The following is an 18,407-nucleotide window of genomic DNA, read 5'->3' on the forward strand; positions in this document are numbered from 1 at the left end:
AAGGTGACTGGCTGTGGATAATTCCAAACTCAACCTCTACTTTAGCAAATCGTTTCGTATTAATTTTAAGGTTTGATATTGTTGTCCTCTTTCGAGAAACAGCATCCTTTCGATAAGTATAAACACACCGCAGATGTACTTAATTTTTGATACTGAGACTACAGGTTTACCCAAAGATTGGAACGCTCCACTTACGGACTTTGACAATTGGCCCCGACTAGTTCAGCTTGCATGGCAGCTTCATGCCAATGATGGTTCGCTCATTGATGCTCAAAACTATATCATCAAGCCAGAAGGGTACAACATCCCGTACAATGCCGAAAAAGTACACGGTATATCTACTGAGAGAGCCAACAAAGAAGGTCACGACCTAAATGAAGTATTAAGCATTTTCTCTGAGGACCTCAAGAAAACTCAAGCGGTCATAGGTCACAACGTGGAGTTTGACCTCAATATCGTAGGGTGCGAATACCTAAGAAAGGAAAGAAAAAACGATCTAGAGGATGTAGACAGTATAGATACTAAGGACGAAGCGACTGATTTTGTAGCGATTCCTGGTCGTGGCGGCAAGTTCAAGTGGCCTACCTTGACAGAGCTTCACATGAAGCTATTCGGAGTAGGATTTGAAGATGCTCACGATGCAGCCTATGACGTAGACGCTACTACCAAATGTTTCTTTGGACTGATTACCGAAGGAGTCATCGCTCCGTTGGACGATACCCCTAAGGAGAGTATTGTTTATGAGCCGCCGAAACTAGATGCCGCTAACTTTGCCGTAGCACAAAAGGATAAAGAAGCATCTGGACCAGCCAAAGCTACAGCGGCAGACCTAGAAGCCATGAAGGATATGGACTTTGTTCACCTTCATGTTCATTCACAATTCTCAGTATTGCAAGCTGTATCCGAAGTAGACTCCATCGTCAATGCTGCGAAGGATCAAGGAATGCCGGCCATAGCACTTACGGATCATGGTAACATGATGGCCACCTTTCATTTCGTAAGAGCTGCCCTCAAAGCCGAAATCAAACCTATCGTAGGTTGTGAATTCAATGTCTGTAAGGATCACTTAGATAAGTCCAAGCAAGACAATGGTTTTCAACAAGTTTTGATTGCCAAAAACAAGCATGGTTATCACAACATTGCCAAAATGGCTTCGATAGCTTTCGTCGATGGTCAGTATTATGTACCACGTATCAGTAAGTCAATCATCGAACAATATAGTGAAGATGTCATAGCTACTACAGGTGGTCTATGGGCGGAAATTCCTTTCGCTATTCTTAACTATGGAGAGGATCATGCAGAAGAAGCATTCCTATGGTACAAAAACCTATTTGGCGATGACTTCTACATTGAGCTATTGAGACATGGAATCGAAGAAGAAGATATCGTAAACAAGACGCTACTCAAGTTCGCCGAAAAGCACAATGTCAAATACTTCGCATCGAACAATACCTACTATACGGATAAGAAGCAGGCGAATGCCCACGACATTTTGATGTGTGTAAAAGACAGTGAACAACAGTCTAAGCCTAAAAAATACATCGGTAGACGTGGACGTGAGTTTAGATACGGATTTCCTAATGACGAATTCTACATCAAGTCACCTGATGAGATGAAGAAATTGTTTGCAGACCTACCTGATGCGATCAAAACTACTTCGGAGATTACTGACAAAATAGAAGCTTTCGAACTAGAAAGAGACATTCTTCTTCCTGCTTTCGATATTCCTGAAGAGTTTCAAGATGAACGTGACAAAGACGACCCTAAATTGAAACTGGGTGAAAACAACTTACTCCGACACTTGACCTATGAAGGGGCTAAAAAGAGATATGATGAGATCACACCTGAGATTGAGGAACGTCTAGACTTCGAATTGGATGTAATCCGTAATACTGGTTACCCAGGTTACTTCTTGATTGTACAAGACTTCTGTCAAGCCGCTCGTGACATGGGAGTATCGGTAGGTCCGGGCCGTGGATCAGCTGCTGGTTCTGCGGTAGCTTATTGTATCGGGATTACCAATGTTGACCCTATTCATTATGATCTACTTTTTGAGAGATTCTTGAATCCAGAAAGGGTATCCATGCCCGATATTGATATTGACTTTGACGATGAAGGCCGTGAAAGAGTCATCAAGTATGTAATCGATAAATATGGTGCCAATCAGGTGGCTCAAATCATCACATACGGTACTATGGCTGCAAAGTCTGCCATTAGAGATACTGCTAGAGTACTGGATCTTAACCTTGGAGATGCTGATAGACTAGCCAAACTCGTCCCCGACATCAAGTTGAAGAAGCTATTTGGTTTGGATGACAAGGCACTGGCGGATAAACTAGGAAATGCGGATGCTATCCAGATGGCAACTGAACTCAAAGCGATTTCAAAGCAATCTACCGAGGAAGCTAAAGTACTCAATCAAGCTAGAGTACTTGAAGGGTCTGTCAGGAACACGGGTATTCACGCTTGTGGTGTGATCATTACCCCAGATGACATTACGAAGTTCGTACCCGTAGCACTGTCAAAAGACTCTACCGCTGAGAACAAAAAATACTGTACTCAATTCGACAACTCGGTCGTAGAAGATGCAGGTCTACTCAAAATGGACTTCTTGGGGCTAAAGACGCTTACGCTGATCAAAGACGCTTGTCGCTTGGTCAAACAAAGGCACGATATAGATCTGGAGCCTGATGAGTTTCCGATAGATGATGTTCCGACATACGAACTATTCCAGCGCGGTGAGACGGTAGGTATATTCCAGTACGAATCCCCTGGTATGCAGAAATACATGAAGGAGCTGAAGCCTACTGTATTTGCCGATTTGATTGCCATGAACGCACTCTATCGTCCGGGGCCTATTGAATACATTCCTTCGTTCATTAGGCGTAAGCATGGTGAAGAACCTATTCAGTATGACTTGGATGACATGCAAGAATACTTAGAGGAGACCTATGGTATCACGGTCTATCAGGAGCAGGTAATGAGACTCTCTCAAAAGCTAGCTGACTTCACCAAAGGTGAGGCCGATGTCTTGCGTAAGGCTATGGGTAAGAAGCAAATGGCTGTACTGGAAAAAATGAAGCCTAAGTTCATTGAACAAGCTTCAGCTAAGGGACACGATGCCAAGGTATTAGAAAAAGTTTGGAAAGACTGGGAAGCTTTTGCCTCCTATGCTTTTAACAAATCTCACTCTACTTGTTATGCCTGGGTAGCTTATCAGACAGCCTACCTCAAAGCCAACTACCCTGCTGAATACATGGCGGCTGTGCTTTCCAACAACATGAATGACATCACTCAGGTAACTTTCTTCATGGAGGAGTGCCAGCGAATGGGGTTAGACGTATTGGGCCCAGATGTCAATGAGTCGATCATGAAGTTTAACGTAAACGACGATGGACAAATCCGATTTGGTCTAGCAGCGATGAAAGGTGCGGGTGATGCTGCTGTCACTGCATTGATCGAAGAAAGAACTGAAAATGGTCAATTCAAAGATATTTTTGAACTAGCCAAACGTGTAGACCTTCGAAAAGTCAATAAGAAAACACTTGAAGTAATGGCTCAAGCTGGTGCTTTCGATTGTTTTGAAGAATACCATAGACGTCAATTCCTGATTGGGGAAAATGGTGAGGCGAACTTAATCGAAAAGGTAGTTAAGTACGCTCAGCGCATGGAGGCTGAAGAAGCTAGTGCACAGGCTTCTCTTTTTGGTGGAGATACTGGGGTTGCTGTCCCTACCCCAACTGTTCCGAACATCGAACCGTTTACTAATCTTGAACAGCTGAAGCTAGAGAAGGAAATTGTTGGTCTTTATATTTCTGGACACCCTCTTGATCAATTCAAATTTGAGATAGAGTCATTCTGCAATGCTACGATAGCCGACTTGGGCAATCTCGATGAGTTAGAAAAGAAAGGCAATAACATTCGCATTGGAGGAATGGTGACGGCAATCGCTCATAGACAAACTAAGAATGGAAAACCCTTTGGTACGCTTGAAATTCAAGATTACATGGGAACTCATACGTTTTTCTTGTTCTCCGATGACTACTTGAAGTTTAAAGAATTCTTTGAGGTAGGTTGGTTTGTGTATTTACAAGGCGGCGTTAAGCTAAAATGGCAAGGACCTGAAAAGGAATTTAAAATCCAGACCATTTCATTATTAGATGAAGTCAGGGATGCAAAAACAAAAGGTATCAACCTCAACATTCCTCTTCAGTCTGTCACTGAAGATTTCATCCAAGAATTGGATAGTATTATCAAAGAATTCAATGGAAGTAGTGAATTAAAAATCAACATCATGGATAATGAAGGGGGCAATCAGGTCAATCTATTGGCAAGAAAAGCGAAGATTTCGCCTTCGAATGAATTCATGAAAAAACTGGATGAAATGCCTCAAATAACATACAATGTATTACAGTAATTTCGTTCTATAATTCCACTTTGGTTATTAAGAGTCTATAAGATATTTACATATATCACTGCTATTGAAGGACATAAAGCTGGATTTAGATGTATCTCAATCGAACTCTTTTTAACTTTGAAATACAACCTTTAACAATATGATATGAAAATTATTAAGTCTTTATTATTCACTCTTGTTCTATCAACCATTAGTATTGGGTTATTTACTAGCTGTGAGGACGGTGTAGTATTATTCTCAATAGAAGACGATAAGCAATTAGGAGCTCAAACTGCTGCTCAAATTGCTAGTGACCCAGAGCAGTTTCCTATCCTACCTAGACAGGGTAATGAGGCGGCTTACTCTTACCTTCAGAATATGACTGATCAAATTCTAAATTCTGGAGAGGTGAAATACAGAAATGAATTTGTATGGAAACTTCATATCATTGACCAAGATGTATTGAATGCTTTCGCTACGCCTGGTGGATATATTTATGTCTATACGGGGCTAATTAAATATCTCAATACTGTAGATGATTTGGCTGGAGTAATGGGACATGAAATTGCACACTCAGATAATAGACATAGTAGCAAAGCACTTCAAAGACAATATGGAGTTCAAATTCTATTGAGCATCTTATTAGGTAACGATCCCGGAACTCTAGCCCAAATAGCAGGGTCCTTAGCAGGAACAATAGACGGGTTGAAATTCTCTCAAAAAAATGAGGCCGATGCTGATGATCAATCGGTTATCTATCTCTCTTCAACAGACTACGCTTGTAATGGTGCTGCTACTTTCTTTGAGCAACTATTAGCAGATGGATCAGTTAGTAGTGGGCCTAGTTTTCTAAGCACCCACCCGTCACCAGATAACAGAGTAGCTGATATCAATTCTAAAGCTACAGATATTGGCTGTAGCGTCAGTCAAAGCAATGACAATACAGACAATATGACTTATGCCGAATTTCAAGCTTTGTTTGATTGATCTATGTATACAATGATCTGGTGACTTCGTACCCATTTAAAAATGCAATTAATAAAGATCCATTTGGATACTCAAACATGTAACCTTATAGGTCAATTTTATGAATTGAAAAACCTATTCCAAGTTCAAACAACTTCAAATCAGTCGTTTTACTAAGCTTTGATCAATCACCTCAGCAGGTGCTACGCATCTTTCTAAAAACTACCTGATTTATTGTTGTTTAATCTCTTATTACAAATTTTCAATTCATAAACGGGATTTGACATATTCCAATACCCTTATTGGAATCAGTATGTTTTTTCTAAATAGAAAAAACATACTGATTGATAACTCTTTATCAAAAAAGAATAGAGTTTATTGTTTAATAACGCGAACCACCTTTACCTGATTTGAGCCAGTAAATCGCAAGAAATAAACTCCTGCGTTAACCGAAGTATGAATACTTATTTTTGATTTATCAACAATATCTGTAGTCTCTAAAATAGCCCCATTGACATCCAATAACTGTACTTCTTTGAAGGCATGACTTGATGACAATGAAATATTCAAATCATTTTTGAAAGAATTAGGGAATACTTGAATTGTACTTTGAGAAGATTCAAAAACATCTGAATCAATTAATCTTGAGGATGACGATGATTCAGTAGGTGATTCAGGAGTATTATTGTTCAATGCCGTAGTTCTTTTACTAGTTTGAAACAAGAACAATCTATCTATAATATGATCAGGCGAACGACCAGCTACCTCTATAGAGTAATAGCCGGGAGTATCAAAATCTGCCCATATACTCATACCATTGGTACCGTGGTGCTCTCCAAAGCATTCGTTAACGAAAGCATCCTTCTGAACCCATACTTTCATATACTCACCTGTACAATCTACTTTTGTAGATCCTGATTTACCATAGAACTCGCTACCGTTGATTTTCAACCATGAATCATTGCTTGAATCAAAGGTAGTGGAACTAAACCCGTACCCAGTTCTCCAGATAAACTGATAAGTACCTGGTGTATTGATCTTGACGGCATAAGTGAGCTTTTCATTTTCATTAAGGGTATTCGGATTTCCACGCCATCCTCCATCGTACTGAATAAAACCAGTACCTAATGGGTTATTACCTCTTGAATTCTGAAATGACCATATTTTACCCGTCAAGTTTACTGACTCTGCCTCAATGACCAAATATCCGTCATTCTCCACGAATACGGGTGATCCATTACCTCCAACTTCTTCTTGAAATGAAATCCAGTTCAAATTGACAGCCCCAGTAACAAATTCTAATCTGATTTCATGAGAACCTGCAGGTATCGTCACACCTTTAATAGTAACCGTCTGGAAGTTTCCCCAATCACCTGTATTTGGAACATTTACAGTAGCAATCTTATTACCATCTAAAAGTATGTCTATATCATTTCCAGCTGATTGACTCGCCACTCGTGCTTTTAAGTCATAAATACCTGCAGTGGCGTCTACTGTATATTCTAACCATTCTCCAGACTGAGTCCACCCCACAGAAATTCCTCCATCACGCTGCTCAAGATCAACTCCTTCTGAAACTCTATAGGCACCACCCTGATTAGTTTGACCATTGTCATGATAAGCTACCCCTTCACCTCCAAGGTCAAAATTTTCAGACTCAATTACACCTGGAATTGAACTAGCTGAACCCAAGTATGGTGTCTGAGTTGGGTTATTACTTGAGGCAATAGATGTTCTTATAGTAAGAACTGGCTTTAAAAAAGAATTTGAGTTTTCGTCTGAAGCAAATGAAACATCTCCTCCTGAGATCTGAGAAACTACTAAGGTCAAAACTCCTCCTGTCTGTATAGCTGATTGATCCAAGACCCAACTATAAGTATTTCCTATACCATAACTGGTGTTCAATGCACCCAATTGTGTAATGCCATTAGGTGCATTAGAAGAAGAAAGATTTGTTTCTGTCCAATTGTTTGAATCGCCTTTTCCAACAATTATGGTACCGTTACCGGCATCATTACTAACCGATAGTTTTAATTCTGCAATAGTAACTTCTCCAGTAAGGCCACTTAGATCGAATTTTAAGTAACTAACTCTTCTACCATTCTCAACACGCAAATCTCCAGTATTGTATCGTGTACCGTTTTGTAAATAAGCATCTTCAATTGAGTTCAGGTCAACCGTCACACCAGTTGCAGCGGTAACAGTAACGACACTACTGGCTGAGAATCCTCCATCGCTTGTTGTCACTGAAATAGTAGCCATCCCAGCAGATACACCTGTGACTACCCCTTGGGTATTTACCGTAGCAACTGATGTATTACTACTACTCCAAGTCACTGATTGTATAGACGCATTGGATGGTAATATTGAAGCGCTCAATTGCGAAGTCATATATTCTTCTATTTGTACAGAAGATGGAGTTAACGTTACACCTGTCACATCCACTTTTGGTCCTCCATTACCGCTATGTAAAAAATTAACATTCCGTATGAGAGCTACCCAATCATTGCCATTAGGCGCTGAACCAATAGACGTATTATTACCTCCAGAAATATTGGTTGTACTTCCATCAACCAAGTTTCCTCCAGTACGTGGATTGTACCATTTTACGGTATATGAACCAGAAGCTAAATCTACTGTAGTAGATCCACCATTTCTTAAGTAGACAACATATACATCCCCTTCTTTATAAAATCCATAAGCATTATTTGCAGATACAATACCATCATCACATTTCATTTCCCAAAAAGGGATGTACAGATTGAAAAATCTAAGCGCATGAGCGGCATACTCCCAGCTGTCATTTCTAGTACGGAAATTTTCACAATCCAAATCATCACAAGGCAAGGAATATCCGAAATAATACTCTACTCCAGCTCCTCCTGCCATCAAATTCCCCCAAAGAGTTTGCTTTCGGATGTCATGCTTGTTAGGAGTACCCGTATGACTGTCTGGAGGCACTCCAGTATTAGCTCCTCCTTGTTCGTCATTAGCTACGACCCAAGCTTTACCAGCGTCAGCTGATTTTTTAACCCAGTCTTTGGTCACATTATGAACATGATTCCAATGCGTCTGTATTGAAACACCAGTAATTTCAGAGTTACTTCCTAACAATGGCGTGTATATCTTATTGTATGAGCTAGGAGCCGTATGCAAAACAATATGGTTATCATACGGATCTGTATCTCTAAAATACTGTGCCATTTGTATCCGTTGTTGATCATTTTGATCACCATTTTTAGGAAAGTCACCATTTTCCTCTCCCAAGTTCCAATTAAGAGCCAAATGATGACCAAACCTAGCAATCAATTCTCTGTAATACACTTTGCGCTCTCTACCAACTGCCCCACCATCAAGAAGTGTTTCATTTTCAGTCTCCTGTGTCTTGAAGTGTAGATACATTCCCTTTCTTTGACCATGGTTAAAAACTATTTCCCATTGATCAAGCTTCGAGCAATCAAATTGTAAAAAGTTATTTTTACTCACATAAGGGTAAACATTGCCATCATCTCCTTGAATATTCATAGTCAAAAAAGAAAAAACATTCATACCTTTTGACGAGAGATAATTAATTGCTCCTATGATTCCATGCCCTTTTGATGCTTTCCATTCTGGATCTCCAGAATTCCAATCTCCTGTATGTAAAGACCAAGATTTTCTTCTACCTCCATTGTTAGATGTGTTATCAAAATCATCATACGCTAAGAAATTCTCTGGAGCATCTGAGCCGGCTTTAAGAAACCATTCACCATTTTCAGAGAATTGCAAATGATGCTCATCCACATATTTCAACCTACCCTTTCCTCTCAAGTCCAAACCCGTTTTATCTGTATCAGTCACAATAAATGATCCCGTAACGTTATCTTGACCATTGACAGCGGATCCGGCAGCTATGTTACTTTTAATGGCGACATCAGTACCACTTCTGAATCTAATTTTATAATTCCATTGTCCTGTGGTAGGAGGCGTAAAGTGTATTCTCCATACGTCTCCTTGGGTAGCACCTGTTTCAGCAGCATTTCCATCTGCAGCAAAATACCCTGGTACCTCATAAGATATATTACCTTGAGTGAAAACTCCTGTTAATTTATAATCCAGAAAAGGATTAGGTATACCGGTTTCTGAAGCTTGCACACCTACAATGTCCAAAGTGACTTTGTGCCACTTCTTCTTCTCTCCGTTGACAGAAATAGCTGCCCAAGAAGACAGATTACTAATAAGTATACTCATTAGCAAACAATACAAAATTTTAAAATTGTTAATCATAATAAAAATATTTAAGTTAAAAAATTGGTTATCCGAGCACATCAAGAGCCTTTATTTCCATTAATTCACTCATTTATATCTTGCTAGCATTAGATATAACATTGCAATTCCATTTTCTTAAAAATTTGATATCTGCACTATTGGAATTACAATGACGGTTTGTTCTCAATTAAAACAAGGGTTATTAATTACTCCTTTCCTAAGGTCATTTTCTTACTGACTTCTGTAATAACTAAATACGGAAGTAAATCACGTACAGAGACATTGTACTTGCTTCTTTAAGTACTTTTAAAACCAAAAGAATACTATTCATACAAGGAATCAATTGTAATCATCTAAGAATAGAATTGTTCATACGAATTGCATTATAATATGCATTCCTATTCATAAATATGGTATAGAGTAGGTAAGCTTGCCCTTAAAGCTTTTCACCTAATTATTACCCATATCGAAAAAGCGAAAGTCTATATTTACAATAAAAATTGTACGGAGTCTGAGTGGTGACTATTTTTTTGAATAAATAGCAAAATAATTTCTTCTTATACATAGCGGTTGATTGGTTGGTAAATACATCAATAATATAAGTCTATAATAATTTAAACATTTTTTTAGCCTAATACTAACATAAAGGGGAGGGAATTTTTGGTCGAAAATGAAGCTCCCCAATCCAAAGGTTCGGGATATTTTAAGATTTTATTTCTACTCGACTCAAGGGGTCGGGAAATTAAGCCCAAAGGGTTATCGCCCTGCGATTAAAAACTAAGATCATAGAAACTTAATTTGGCTTATGCCGAATTTCACGCCTTGTTTGATTAGAAGTTCGAGTAATAAGGAATTTAAAACAAATTCCCCTTTTAAAACAAATTCCCCTATCCTAACGGTTCACTTTATTTTACATCAATTAAGGAAATATTATTCAAAAAAGGGGTGTGATGAAATTCATCACACCCCTTTTTCATATCGAATAGTTACTATTACTAGATAGCACTTACTTCAGCCTCTCTGTGAATTTTCTTCACTAAACCTTGAAGCACTTTGCCTGGGCCACACTCTATGAATGAAACGGCTCCATCAGCTACCATAGCTTGCACTGACTGAGTCCATCTTACTGGAGCAGTCAACTGCGAAACTAAATTGGCTTTAATTTCAGCTACATCACTATGAGGCTTAGCATCAAAATTTTGATAAACTGGACATATTGGGTTTGAGAAAGTAGTTGCTTCTATAGCAGCTGCCAATTCCTCTCTAGCAGGTTCCATCAATGGTGAGTGGAATGCTCCACCAACAGGAAGAGGTAAAGCTCTTTTTGCTCCTGCTTCTTTGAATTTTTCACAAGCTACCTCGATACCGTCCTTAGCACCAGAAATCACCAATTGACCTGGACAGTTGTAGTTAGCAGGAATTACACCTTCTATACTTTCACAGATCTCCTCCACTTTAGCATCTTCTAAACCAAGAATAGCAGCCATACCACCTGGGTTTAGCTCACATGCTTTCTGCATTGCTGTTGCTCTTTGTGATACTAATTTCAATGCATCTTCAAAAATCAAAGTACCATTGGCAACTAAAGCAGAAAACTCCCCTAGAGAGTGTCCTGCTACCATATCAGGCTTGAAGTTTTCGCTTACCAAAGCAGACACTGCTGAATGAATGAAGACTGCAGGTTGAGTCACTTTTGTCTCTTTCAACTCATCAGCCGAACCTTCGAACATGATCTTTGTAATATCAAACCCTAAGATATCATTAGCACTATCAAATAGTTCTTTAGCTTTAGCTGAATTATCATATAAGTCTTTCCCCATGCCCGTAAACTGAGCTCCTTGACCTGGGAATACGTATGCTGTCATAGTCGTAAATGTGAATGTTATCGTTGATAGCTGGCAATCAATCCATCTGTCAACACTCAATTAATTTGTGCGCAAACTTACAGCAAATGAGCTATTCTAAAAACCTGAGTTAATATTTCACCTATTTGGCACAACAACCCTGACCACTGTTTTTGAATTCTTTGATAGTCATGCCATAAGCACTCTTGAATGATTTAGATAAATGACTGCTATCTGTAAAATTGAGCTGATATGCTATTTCTTTGAGTGTAAGATCTGTGTGCAATACTTTCGTCTCCACTAATTTAAGTTTCGATTTCATTATATACTCTCCCAAACTCATATCGGCTTGTTTCTTGAAATACTCTGAAAAGTAAGTTGGTGAAATCCCAAACTTATCAGACAAATACGGAACCCTCAATTTATCTGTATCACTAATATTAGTATTGATAAACCTGAGTATCTCTCCGAATCGACTATCAGACTCATTAGCCTGTTCTACATATTGATGTTCTATGCTCCTAGCTAATATATTTAATATAGAGACCATGCCTCCTGTGATGATCGACTTTGAATAAGTATCTCCTACCAAATATTCTTGATGAATAGATTTGATAGTCTGAATGATAAAATCGCGCTCTCTCTCAGTTCCAATAATATCTCCTGGCACTTTATTGTAATTGGCTAATATGTAAGCCATTCTATCAAACCATTGCTTATAATCTGCCTCGTCCTGATTATTCAAAAAGTAATGATCTGTGAATCGAATAAAATAAAACCTAGACTTCTCTCTAATATTAAACCAGTGACAATCTAGTGGAGGCAATAAAAAGATGTTCCCCGACCGATACTCAAATTGATGGTAATTTATACACTGAAAACCGACTCCTTGATCAACATAAACTATTTCAAAGAAATTATTCTTCTTGGGACGTTTTTGCCATTGATCAAAATCTTCTACATGAATCTCAAAAATATGTTGTGCATCCTCTACGATCATAATAGTATGATTATTGGTTCTTCGGTGCAAAGAATAGTGATTAAGCGTTAAAAAACGAATATCAAATTTTTAATTAGATCTCAATTCCAACCATTATACTATTCTTTCCAGTTTTCATACATTAACCCCTACGGTTCAATAGATGATTTTTGCCCTGTAATCTTAAAAACAAATAACAAACAATGGATATAGTAGAAATTCTAAATAGAAGATATTCGACAAAGGAATTTGACCCAAATAAAAAGATATCTCAAGAAGATTTTAATCAAATCAAGTCACTACTACGTCTTAGCCCGTCAAGCACCAACATCCAACCATGGCATTTTATCATAGCAGATTCTGATGCTGGTAAAGAACGTATCACAAAAGGTACACAAGGCTTTTATCAGTTCAATAGTGAAAAAATTTTAAACGCATCTCATGTGATAGTTTTCTGCTCAAGAACAAGCGCTGATGATGATTACATGCAACATTTGCTTGATAAAGAAGATAAAGATGGTAGATACCCGAATGAAGAGGTTAAACAGATGGTTTACGGTGCAAGAAACATTTTCGCAGATATGCATCGATATGATTTCAAGGATCTACAACATTGGATGGAAAAACAAGTGTATCTGAACATTGGCAATCTTCTACTAGGAGTGGCTACACTTGGAATCGATGCTTTACCAATGGAGGGAGTAGACTTAAAAGCGTTAGATGAAGAATTTGAACTTCGTCAAAAAGGGTTTACTGCTGTTGCTGTTGTCGCCTTGGGTTATCAAGGTGAAAATGACTTTAATGCTAAGACGCCAAAGTCTAGGCTGTCAGAAGAAGAGATAATTACTGTATTAGACTAATAGAAAACATCATCAACCCAAGATTTGGGAGATAAACTTAAAAGGTGATTCCTACTTCAAAGATGTTAGTTCCACTAACAATTGATAATTGTTCAAATAGACTCCGGTGCATGCTGGAGTCTTTTTTATGCTTTGGGAAAAATAACCTCAAATACAGCCCCTCCCTCTTTACTATTTCTAATATTTAAAGTTCCGATATTTTTGTGAATCAATTCTTGACAGAAACTCAACCCTACTCCTGAGCCTTTCTCACCTTCTGTTCCTGCACTAGATTCCATCAACTTACGGTCTAAAATCGAAACTACTTTATCTTCATCTATTCCAGAGCCTGTGTCTTTGACTGATACTTTTACACTAGAACTATTTGAAGCCACGTTTAATTCTATCTGACCTCCTTTAGGAGTGAATTTAATAGCATTATGTAATACGTTTCGAATGATAATAATAAAGTGATTTTTATCAACGTATGCCTTCAACTCTTTTTCGCTAATGTGAATGACTTCAACTTCTTTTGAATGAATTAAATCCTGAAATAGAATCATAATCTGATCAATTTCTCGATCCACTGACACTTTTTCCTTATTGATACTAGTTTTGCCCAATTGTGACTGAGCCCAACCAAGGAGGTTATTCATTGTCTCTTGAACAACACTAATTCTAGTCCTGATGGTTTTAATGTATTCGAAATAGGTCTCCTTATCAAAGGACTTCATTATATCCGGATCCAATAAACTAGAAACCAGTGTAATCGGAGATCTTAGATCATGAGCTACAATTGAAAACATCCTAGCCTTTGATTTATTAGATTCGGTCAAAGCATACTCCTTCTCTTTCAATTGTTTATTGAGAAGCTCTGAATTTTCTAATGCATTCATTAACTGCGTTTTGAAATGAATGATAAAATAGAATATTCCAAAATACATGATTACCAAAATAGCTATCAACTTATAGTAATCATCCAATTCAACTTCAATACCACTGTTTATACGTAGATAATTGAGAAAAGCTAAGGTGAAAAAATTGAGTACAAATGAAATGTTTAACCCTATGCCATTTAATAGTATTATGATAGCAACAGAACCTGGTATTAGAAAGTTTTCAATTTCATTGGCTCGCCCTTGTGAAATTGCGTGTATCGCACCTATAACTACTCCCAAATGGTAACCAAATAGGAAAAGGTATACTGCCAAATCATATCTCTCATTGTGATTAAGAAATAAAACAGGTAATAATATTAAAATCAACACACCAAGATCGATAATGATACCTTGATAGTTGCCAATAATAGTATTCATTACTATCAAACCAACATCAAGGAATACACTCAATACTACTAGCCTGTTGACGATTTGCAACTTGCAAAGCTCATAGGTGGTCAGTGACTCCTTTATCCCTAGGGAATAGAGTCTATTTATCACATAAATCATCTAATCGATTGAATTTCTAAAAATCAGTAATTACATAGAACCGACGGGGAGATTCTATAGAAATTAGCCAAAATTCATCAATAATAAACCATTGAACGCAAGTTATTTAGGCAAACCAAGCTTTAAAATTCAATCTTGGTCAAATCATGTACCACAAAATGTCTTGTAATTCATATCATAACCAGCAGGCACAAGATCTAATTCATGAACGATCTTATCTGATTGATCATTGTATGGATTCGTCAATCTATTTAGCAAAGTTTCAAACGAGGATAAATCTCCTTGATTGGCTTTATCTAATGCTTGTTCTACCAAATGGTTTCTTGGAATAATCATTGGGTTTGCTCGATCCATTAGCTGCAGACCTTCCTGTCGATTTTGCTTTCTATCTACAGCTTGGCTCCATCTCATGTACCATTCATTAAACGCCTCGTCTTTAAGTAATTTTTCCGCCAATGAATCAAACCTCAACGAAATAAAGAAATTAGTATAATCCAAACTATGTTTTTCCATCAGATCAAATAAATCATCGACCAGAGCCTTGTCTTTAGATTCATCAACATGGACAATACCTAACTTCTTATACATAGCTACATCTCGTCTTACATTGTACATTGATGGAAATTCATCTATTAAAGCTTGTGCTTGTTCGATAGCTTTGTCTTTATCTTCATCTATTAATGGTAAAAGAGCTGATGCTAACATCCCAAGATTCCATTGAGCAATTGGTGGTTGATTGGCATAGGCATAGCGTCCTGTTCGATCAATAGAACTAAACACTGTCGATGGTGAATAAGTGTTCATAAATGCACATGGTCCATAATCAATAGTTTCCCCAGCTATAGACATATTATCCGTATTCATTACACCATGTATAAAACCAACTCTCATCCAATCAACGATCAGATTTGCTTGTCTTTCCATAACGGATTTCAAGAAATCTATTGCTTTAGATTTTGAATCAACTAGCTCTGGATAATGACGCTGAACCGCATAATCCAACAAAGGTTGTGGTTGCTTGGCTATAAAACTCGCATATTCAAAAGTTCCTACTCGAATATGACTTTTAGCTATTCTAGTTAATACTGCTCCAGATTCGACTTCCTCTCTGTAAACTGGTAACCCTGTTTTAGTCACTGCCAAACTTCTAGTGGATGAAATACCTAAGTGATGCATAGCTTCACTAATCAAATATTCACGTAACATTGATTTTAGAGTAGCACGCCCATCTCCTCTTCTTGAGTAAGGAGTCTGACCAGAACCTTTGAGTTGAATATCATACCTTTCATTTGATTCAGTGACCTTCTCGCCTAGCAAGACAGCTCTTCCATCTCCTAACATCGTAAAGTTACCAAACTGATGTCCTGCATAAGCTTGCGCTATTGGAGTACTATTAGGTACTACTCCACTTCCTGAAAGAACTTCTTGGATTTCAATCTTACTTTCGTTCAAACTAGGCAAACCTAGATCCTTGGCTAACTCATTATTGTATAATAATATTTCAGGATTAGTTGCTGGTGCTGGAGCTTGTTTCTGATAAAAGTCTTTAGGAAGCTGTTCCAGATACGTATTATCGAGTTTCCACATATTTTCTTGATTATTCTCCATCATACGCATGTTCTATCAACATAGATATGTCTACATAGTCCAATGCTTCTTCAGCACAAGCTGTAAGAATCACTGGTGGAGCCACTTCATGATCATATGCTTCTTTCCAACGTAAAACATTGAGACACCATTTATCTCCTGATTTCAGCCCAGGAAACATCATCTCAGGCCTAGGACTTACTAGATCATTACCTCTACTGACACTAAAAAAAAGGAATTCTGTTGTCATTACGGCACATACTGTATGCTGTCCAGCATCTTGTTCATTCGTACGACAATAACCATCTCTATAAAACCCTGTAAGGGGATCAGAGCAAAATGCTACTAATGGCTCTCCAAAAACATTCAAATCCATGACTGACAAAACTAGGCCTTAGCTTTGACATATATTATAAAGAACTTTAAAAGAGAACTTCAGGCAATGGCATCAATCCAGTTTTTAATGGAATCTTTTTTTACGAAACCATTTTGATTATTTATTAGAAATTAACTTAAACTCTGTTAATTATCACTCCAAGATTAAAGGTGAAGTTTAGACAAATACTTTATAGCCTTAATTCCAGGCATAAAAAAATAGGCTCCCCCTTTTACATCTACGAATTTTTCAAGTCTTCTTACTCTAGTCCTTAGAAGATCTCCAGGTGCCGTAAAATCTCCAAAGACTCCATTATTCTTTTCAGCATCACTCACTTCTCCCAATAATGGATCTGCTTCACTGTATAATTCAGAAAACTTAGGATTGTTGACCCAGGTGTGTTGAATAAACTCAAACTGACGACCTATATTGGCATTGAAACACAGAAAATGAAGTCCTACTTTTCTATTTCCTGTATTGCCATCTTTGAGCATTAAGTCTGGCTCCATTGTTGGATTACCATTATTATCTAAACTAGGTTCACCATATGCTCGTCCACGACGTATTATCCGATGTTTATTAGCATCTACCATAGCATTTTTAGCTTCCTTGTCATTGAAATGTTTCCTTTGCAATGGTGAATTCCTTGGATTGGTTCTTCTTACATGAGATGCCATGGGACACTTATCGCCCTCTTTATCATCTGGATAATATCCAAAGTTATCTTTGTCTTTGAGTGTCGGATCGTCTTGGTCTGGTGACAATGTAATAGGACAACCACTTCTCCATCTACCTATCATTTTAGCTGCAAGTTTCTCGCTTACAGATTTATCAATTTCTCCGGATTCCAACTTTGAATGATCATATACATAATTCCAAAACTTGCCTACATGCTGCTCTAACTGACGAAAAACCAAATAGCTTCCATTTTTTCCAAAATCCTTAGCACCAGTTTCATCAATATCAAGAATATCATCTGTATCTGTTTCTTTTTTTACCTTCGGACTGTTAGGGAATTTTTGATAAGCATTAGGATAACCCAATACAAATTCTCCTGCTGCTATTATATTGTTATATGAACCTCCTTCCTGTAAAACGGAAGTTGATATATTTTTTCCCAAATCAGTCTTGTGCTTATCTAACAAACCAGCTACCCTAGGCTGCCCTATACCATCCCTAAAACCAAAATGCTCTTTGCGATCGGGTAAAAAATGAGTCTCTAGTCTCTTGATCTGAGACACTCCACCAGAGGCAAACTGTCCTGCTTCGTCACTATATAATTCCTCCAATAAAGTCTGATTTCCAGCATATAACAATAATAACACATGTATTGAGTCATTTGTAGGACCTCCCCATTCCCAATGTTTGGGATCACTAGTATTAAGATCGCCAAGAATGTTTTTGCGATGGTCTGTCACCATACCATCTTCAAACTCAATTGAGAATTTCTTCTCCCTATCATAGGCCTTTTCTATACCTAGTCGGTTAAGTCCTAATTGTGTAAAAGCTACATTGATACATTTATCAGTTGATGAGGGTTTATTTTCACCATTGTTGATACGATTAGCCAGATTTGCGAGCCATTTTTTAGTTTTTGACGAGTTATCAATTTTTAATAAAACGTAACAAGCCGCTTCTAGAGTACCGTAACCTCGTCTTATGATTCCTTGTATATCATTGATTTCTAACTGTATCATAGCAGTAATGGTTTTAATTGGTAGTTT

Annotated in this window: 10 protein-coding genes; 3 read left to right on the top strand and 7 right to left on the bottom strand. The window is 37.8% G+C overall.

Features of this window, described 5'->3' with window-relative positions:
* Positions 1-133: 133 nt before the first annotated feature.
* Together dnaE and DKG80_RS05385 are read left to right on the top strand one after the other, a co-directional pair.
* Positions 134-4,417 (top strand): DNA polymerase III subunit alpha, encoded by a 4,284-nt coding sequence (dnaE, locus tag DKG80_RS05380; RefSeq protein ID WP_109830296.1) that lies wholly within the window; start codon positions 134-136, stop codon positions 4,415-4,417.
* 144 nt (positions 4,418-4,561) lie between these two features.
* Complete coding sequence (locus DKG80_RS05385) at positions 4,562-5,383, top strand: M48 family metalloprotease (protein WP_109830297.1); 822 nt, start codon at positions 4,562-4,564, stop codon at positions 5,381-5,383.
* A 354-nt stretch (positions 5,384-5,737) separates the two neighbouring features.
* On the opposite strand, the gene DKG80_RS05390 is transcribed toward DKG80_RS05385, so the two are convergent.
* From DKG80_RS05390 to DKG80_RS05400, 3 genes are all read right to left on the bottom strand, one after another.
* Positions 5,738-9,592: a carbohydrate-binding protein gene (locus tag DKG80_RS05390; RefSeq protein WP_109830298.1), complete on the bottom strand. Its 3,855-nt coding sequence runs from the start codon at positions 9,590-9,592 to the stop codon at positions 5,738-5,740.
* Between the two features lie 1,013 nt (positions 9,593-10,605).
* On the bottom strand, positions 10,606-11,475 hold the full coding sequence (gene fabD / locus DKG80_RS05395; RefSeq protein WP_109830299.1) for an ACP S-malonyltransferase: 870 nt from the start codon (positions 11,473-11,475) through the stop codon (positions 10,606-10,608).
* A gap of 121 nt (positions 11,476-11,596) precedes the next feature.
* The gene (locus DKG80_RS05400; protein WP_109830300.1) at positions 11,597-12,454 is read right to left on the bottom strand and encodes an AraC family transcriptional regulator; all 858 of its coding nucleotides are present in this window, start codon (positions 12,452-12,454) and stop codon (positions 11,597-11,599) included.
* Between the two features lie 182 nt (positions 12,455-12,636).
* Between DKG80_RS05400 and nfsB the strand changes: the two genes are divergently transcribed.
* Positions 12,637-13,293 (top strand): oxygen-insensitive NAD(P)H nitroreductase, encoded by a 657-nt coding sequence (gene nfsB / locus DKG80_RS05405; protein WP_109830301.1) that lies wholly within the window; start codon positions 12,637-12,639, stop codon positions 13,291-13,293.
* A gap of 125 nt (positions 13,294-13,418) precedes the next feature.
* On the opposite strand, the gene DKG80_RS05410 is transcribed toward nfsB, so the two are convergent.
* The 4 genes from DKG80_RS05410 to DKG80_RS05425 form a co-directional block, all read right to left on the bottom strand.
* Positions 13,419-14,711 carry a sensor histidine kinase gene (locus DKG80_RS05410; protein ID WP_162555701.1) on the bottom strand — a complete coding sequence of 431 codons (1,293 nt, stop codon included), beginning with the start codon at positions 14,709-14,711 and terminating at the stop codon, positions 13,419-13,421.
* Between the two features lie 153 nt (positions 14,712-14,864).
* The gene (locus DKG80_RS05415) at positions 14,865-16,328 is read right to left on the bottom strand and encodes a protein adenylyltransferase SelO (protein ID WP_109830838.1); all 1,464 of its coding nucleotides are present in this window, start codon (positions 16,326-16,328) and stop codon (positions 14,865-14,867) included.
* Positions 16,318-16,683 (bottom strand): DUF2237 family protein, encoded by a 366-nt coding sequence (locus DKG80_RS05420; RefSeq protein WP_109830303.1) that lies wholly within the window; start codon positions 16,681-16,683, stop codon positions 16,318-16,320. Before DKG80_RS05420 ends, DKG80_RS05415 begins: the two co-directional genes overlap by 11 nt.
* 164 nt (positions 16,684-16,847) lie before the next feature.
* Positions 16,848-18,380, bottom strand: coding sequence for a Dyp-type peroxidase (locus tag DKG80_RS05425; protein WP_109830304.1), 1,533 nt, complete (start codon positions 18,378-18,380; stop codon positions 16,848-16,850).
* Between the last annotated feature and the right edge of the window lie 27 nt (positions 18,381-18,407).

The organism is Reichenbachiella versicolor, assembly GCF_003171675.1.
Lineage (GTDB): Bacteria > Bacteroidota > Bacteroidia > Cytophagales > Cyclobacteriaceae > Reichenbachiella > Reichenbachiella versicolor.

What these genes read in the sequence shown, in the direction of transcription:
- dnaE (WP_109830296.1), top strand. Translation starts at nt 134, where the DNA reads ATGTACTTAATTTTTGATACTGAGACTACAGGTTTACCCAAAGATTGG.
- DKG80_RS05385 (WP_109830297.1), top strand. Translation starts at nt 4,562, where the DNA reads ATGAAAATTATTAAGTCTTTATTATTCACTCTTGTTCTATCAACCATT.
- DKG80_RS05390 (WP_109830298.1), bottom strand. Translation starts at nt 9,592, where the DNA reads ATGAGTATACTTATTAGTAATCTGTCTTCTTGGGCAGCTATTTCTGTC.
- fabD (WP_109830299.1), bottom strand. Translation starts at nt 11,475, where the DNA reads ATGACAGCATACGTATTCCCAGGTCAAGGAGCTCAGTTTACGGGCATG.
- DKG80_RS05400 (WP_109830300.1), bottom strand. Translation starts at nt 12,454, where the DNA reads ATGATCGTAGAGGATGCACAACATATTTTTGAGATTCATGTAGAAGAT.
- nfsB (WP_109830301.1), top strand. Translation starts at nt 12,637, where the DNA reads ATGGATATAGTAGAAATTCTAAATAGAAGATATTCGACAAAGGAATTT.
- DKG80_RS05415 (WP_109830838.1), bottom strand. Translation starts at nt 16,328, where the DNA reads ATGGAGAATAATCAAGAAAATATGTGGAAACTCGATAATACGTATCTG.
- DKG80_RS05420 (WP_109830303.1), bottom strand. Translation starts at nt 16,683, where the DNA reads ATGGATTTGAATGTTTTTGGAGAGCCATTAGTAGCATTTTGCTCTGAT.
- DKG80_RS05425 (WP_109830304.1), bottom strand. Translation starts at nt 18,380, where the DNA reads ATGATACAGTTAGAAATCAATGATATACAAGGAATCATAAGACGAGGT.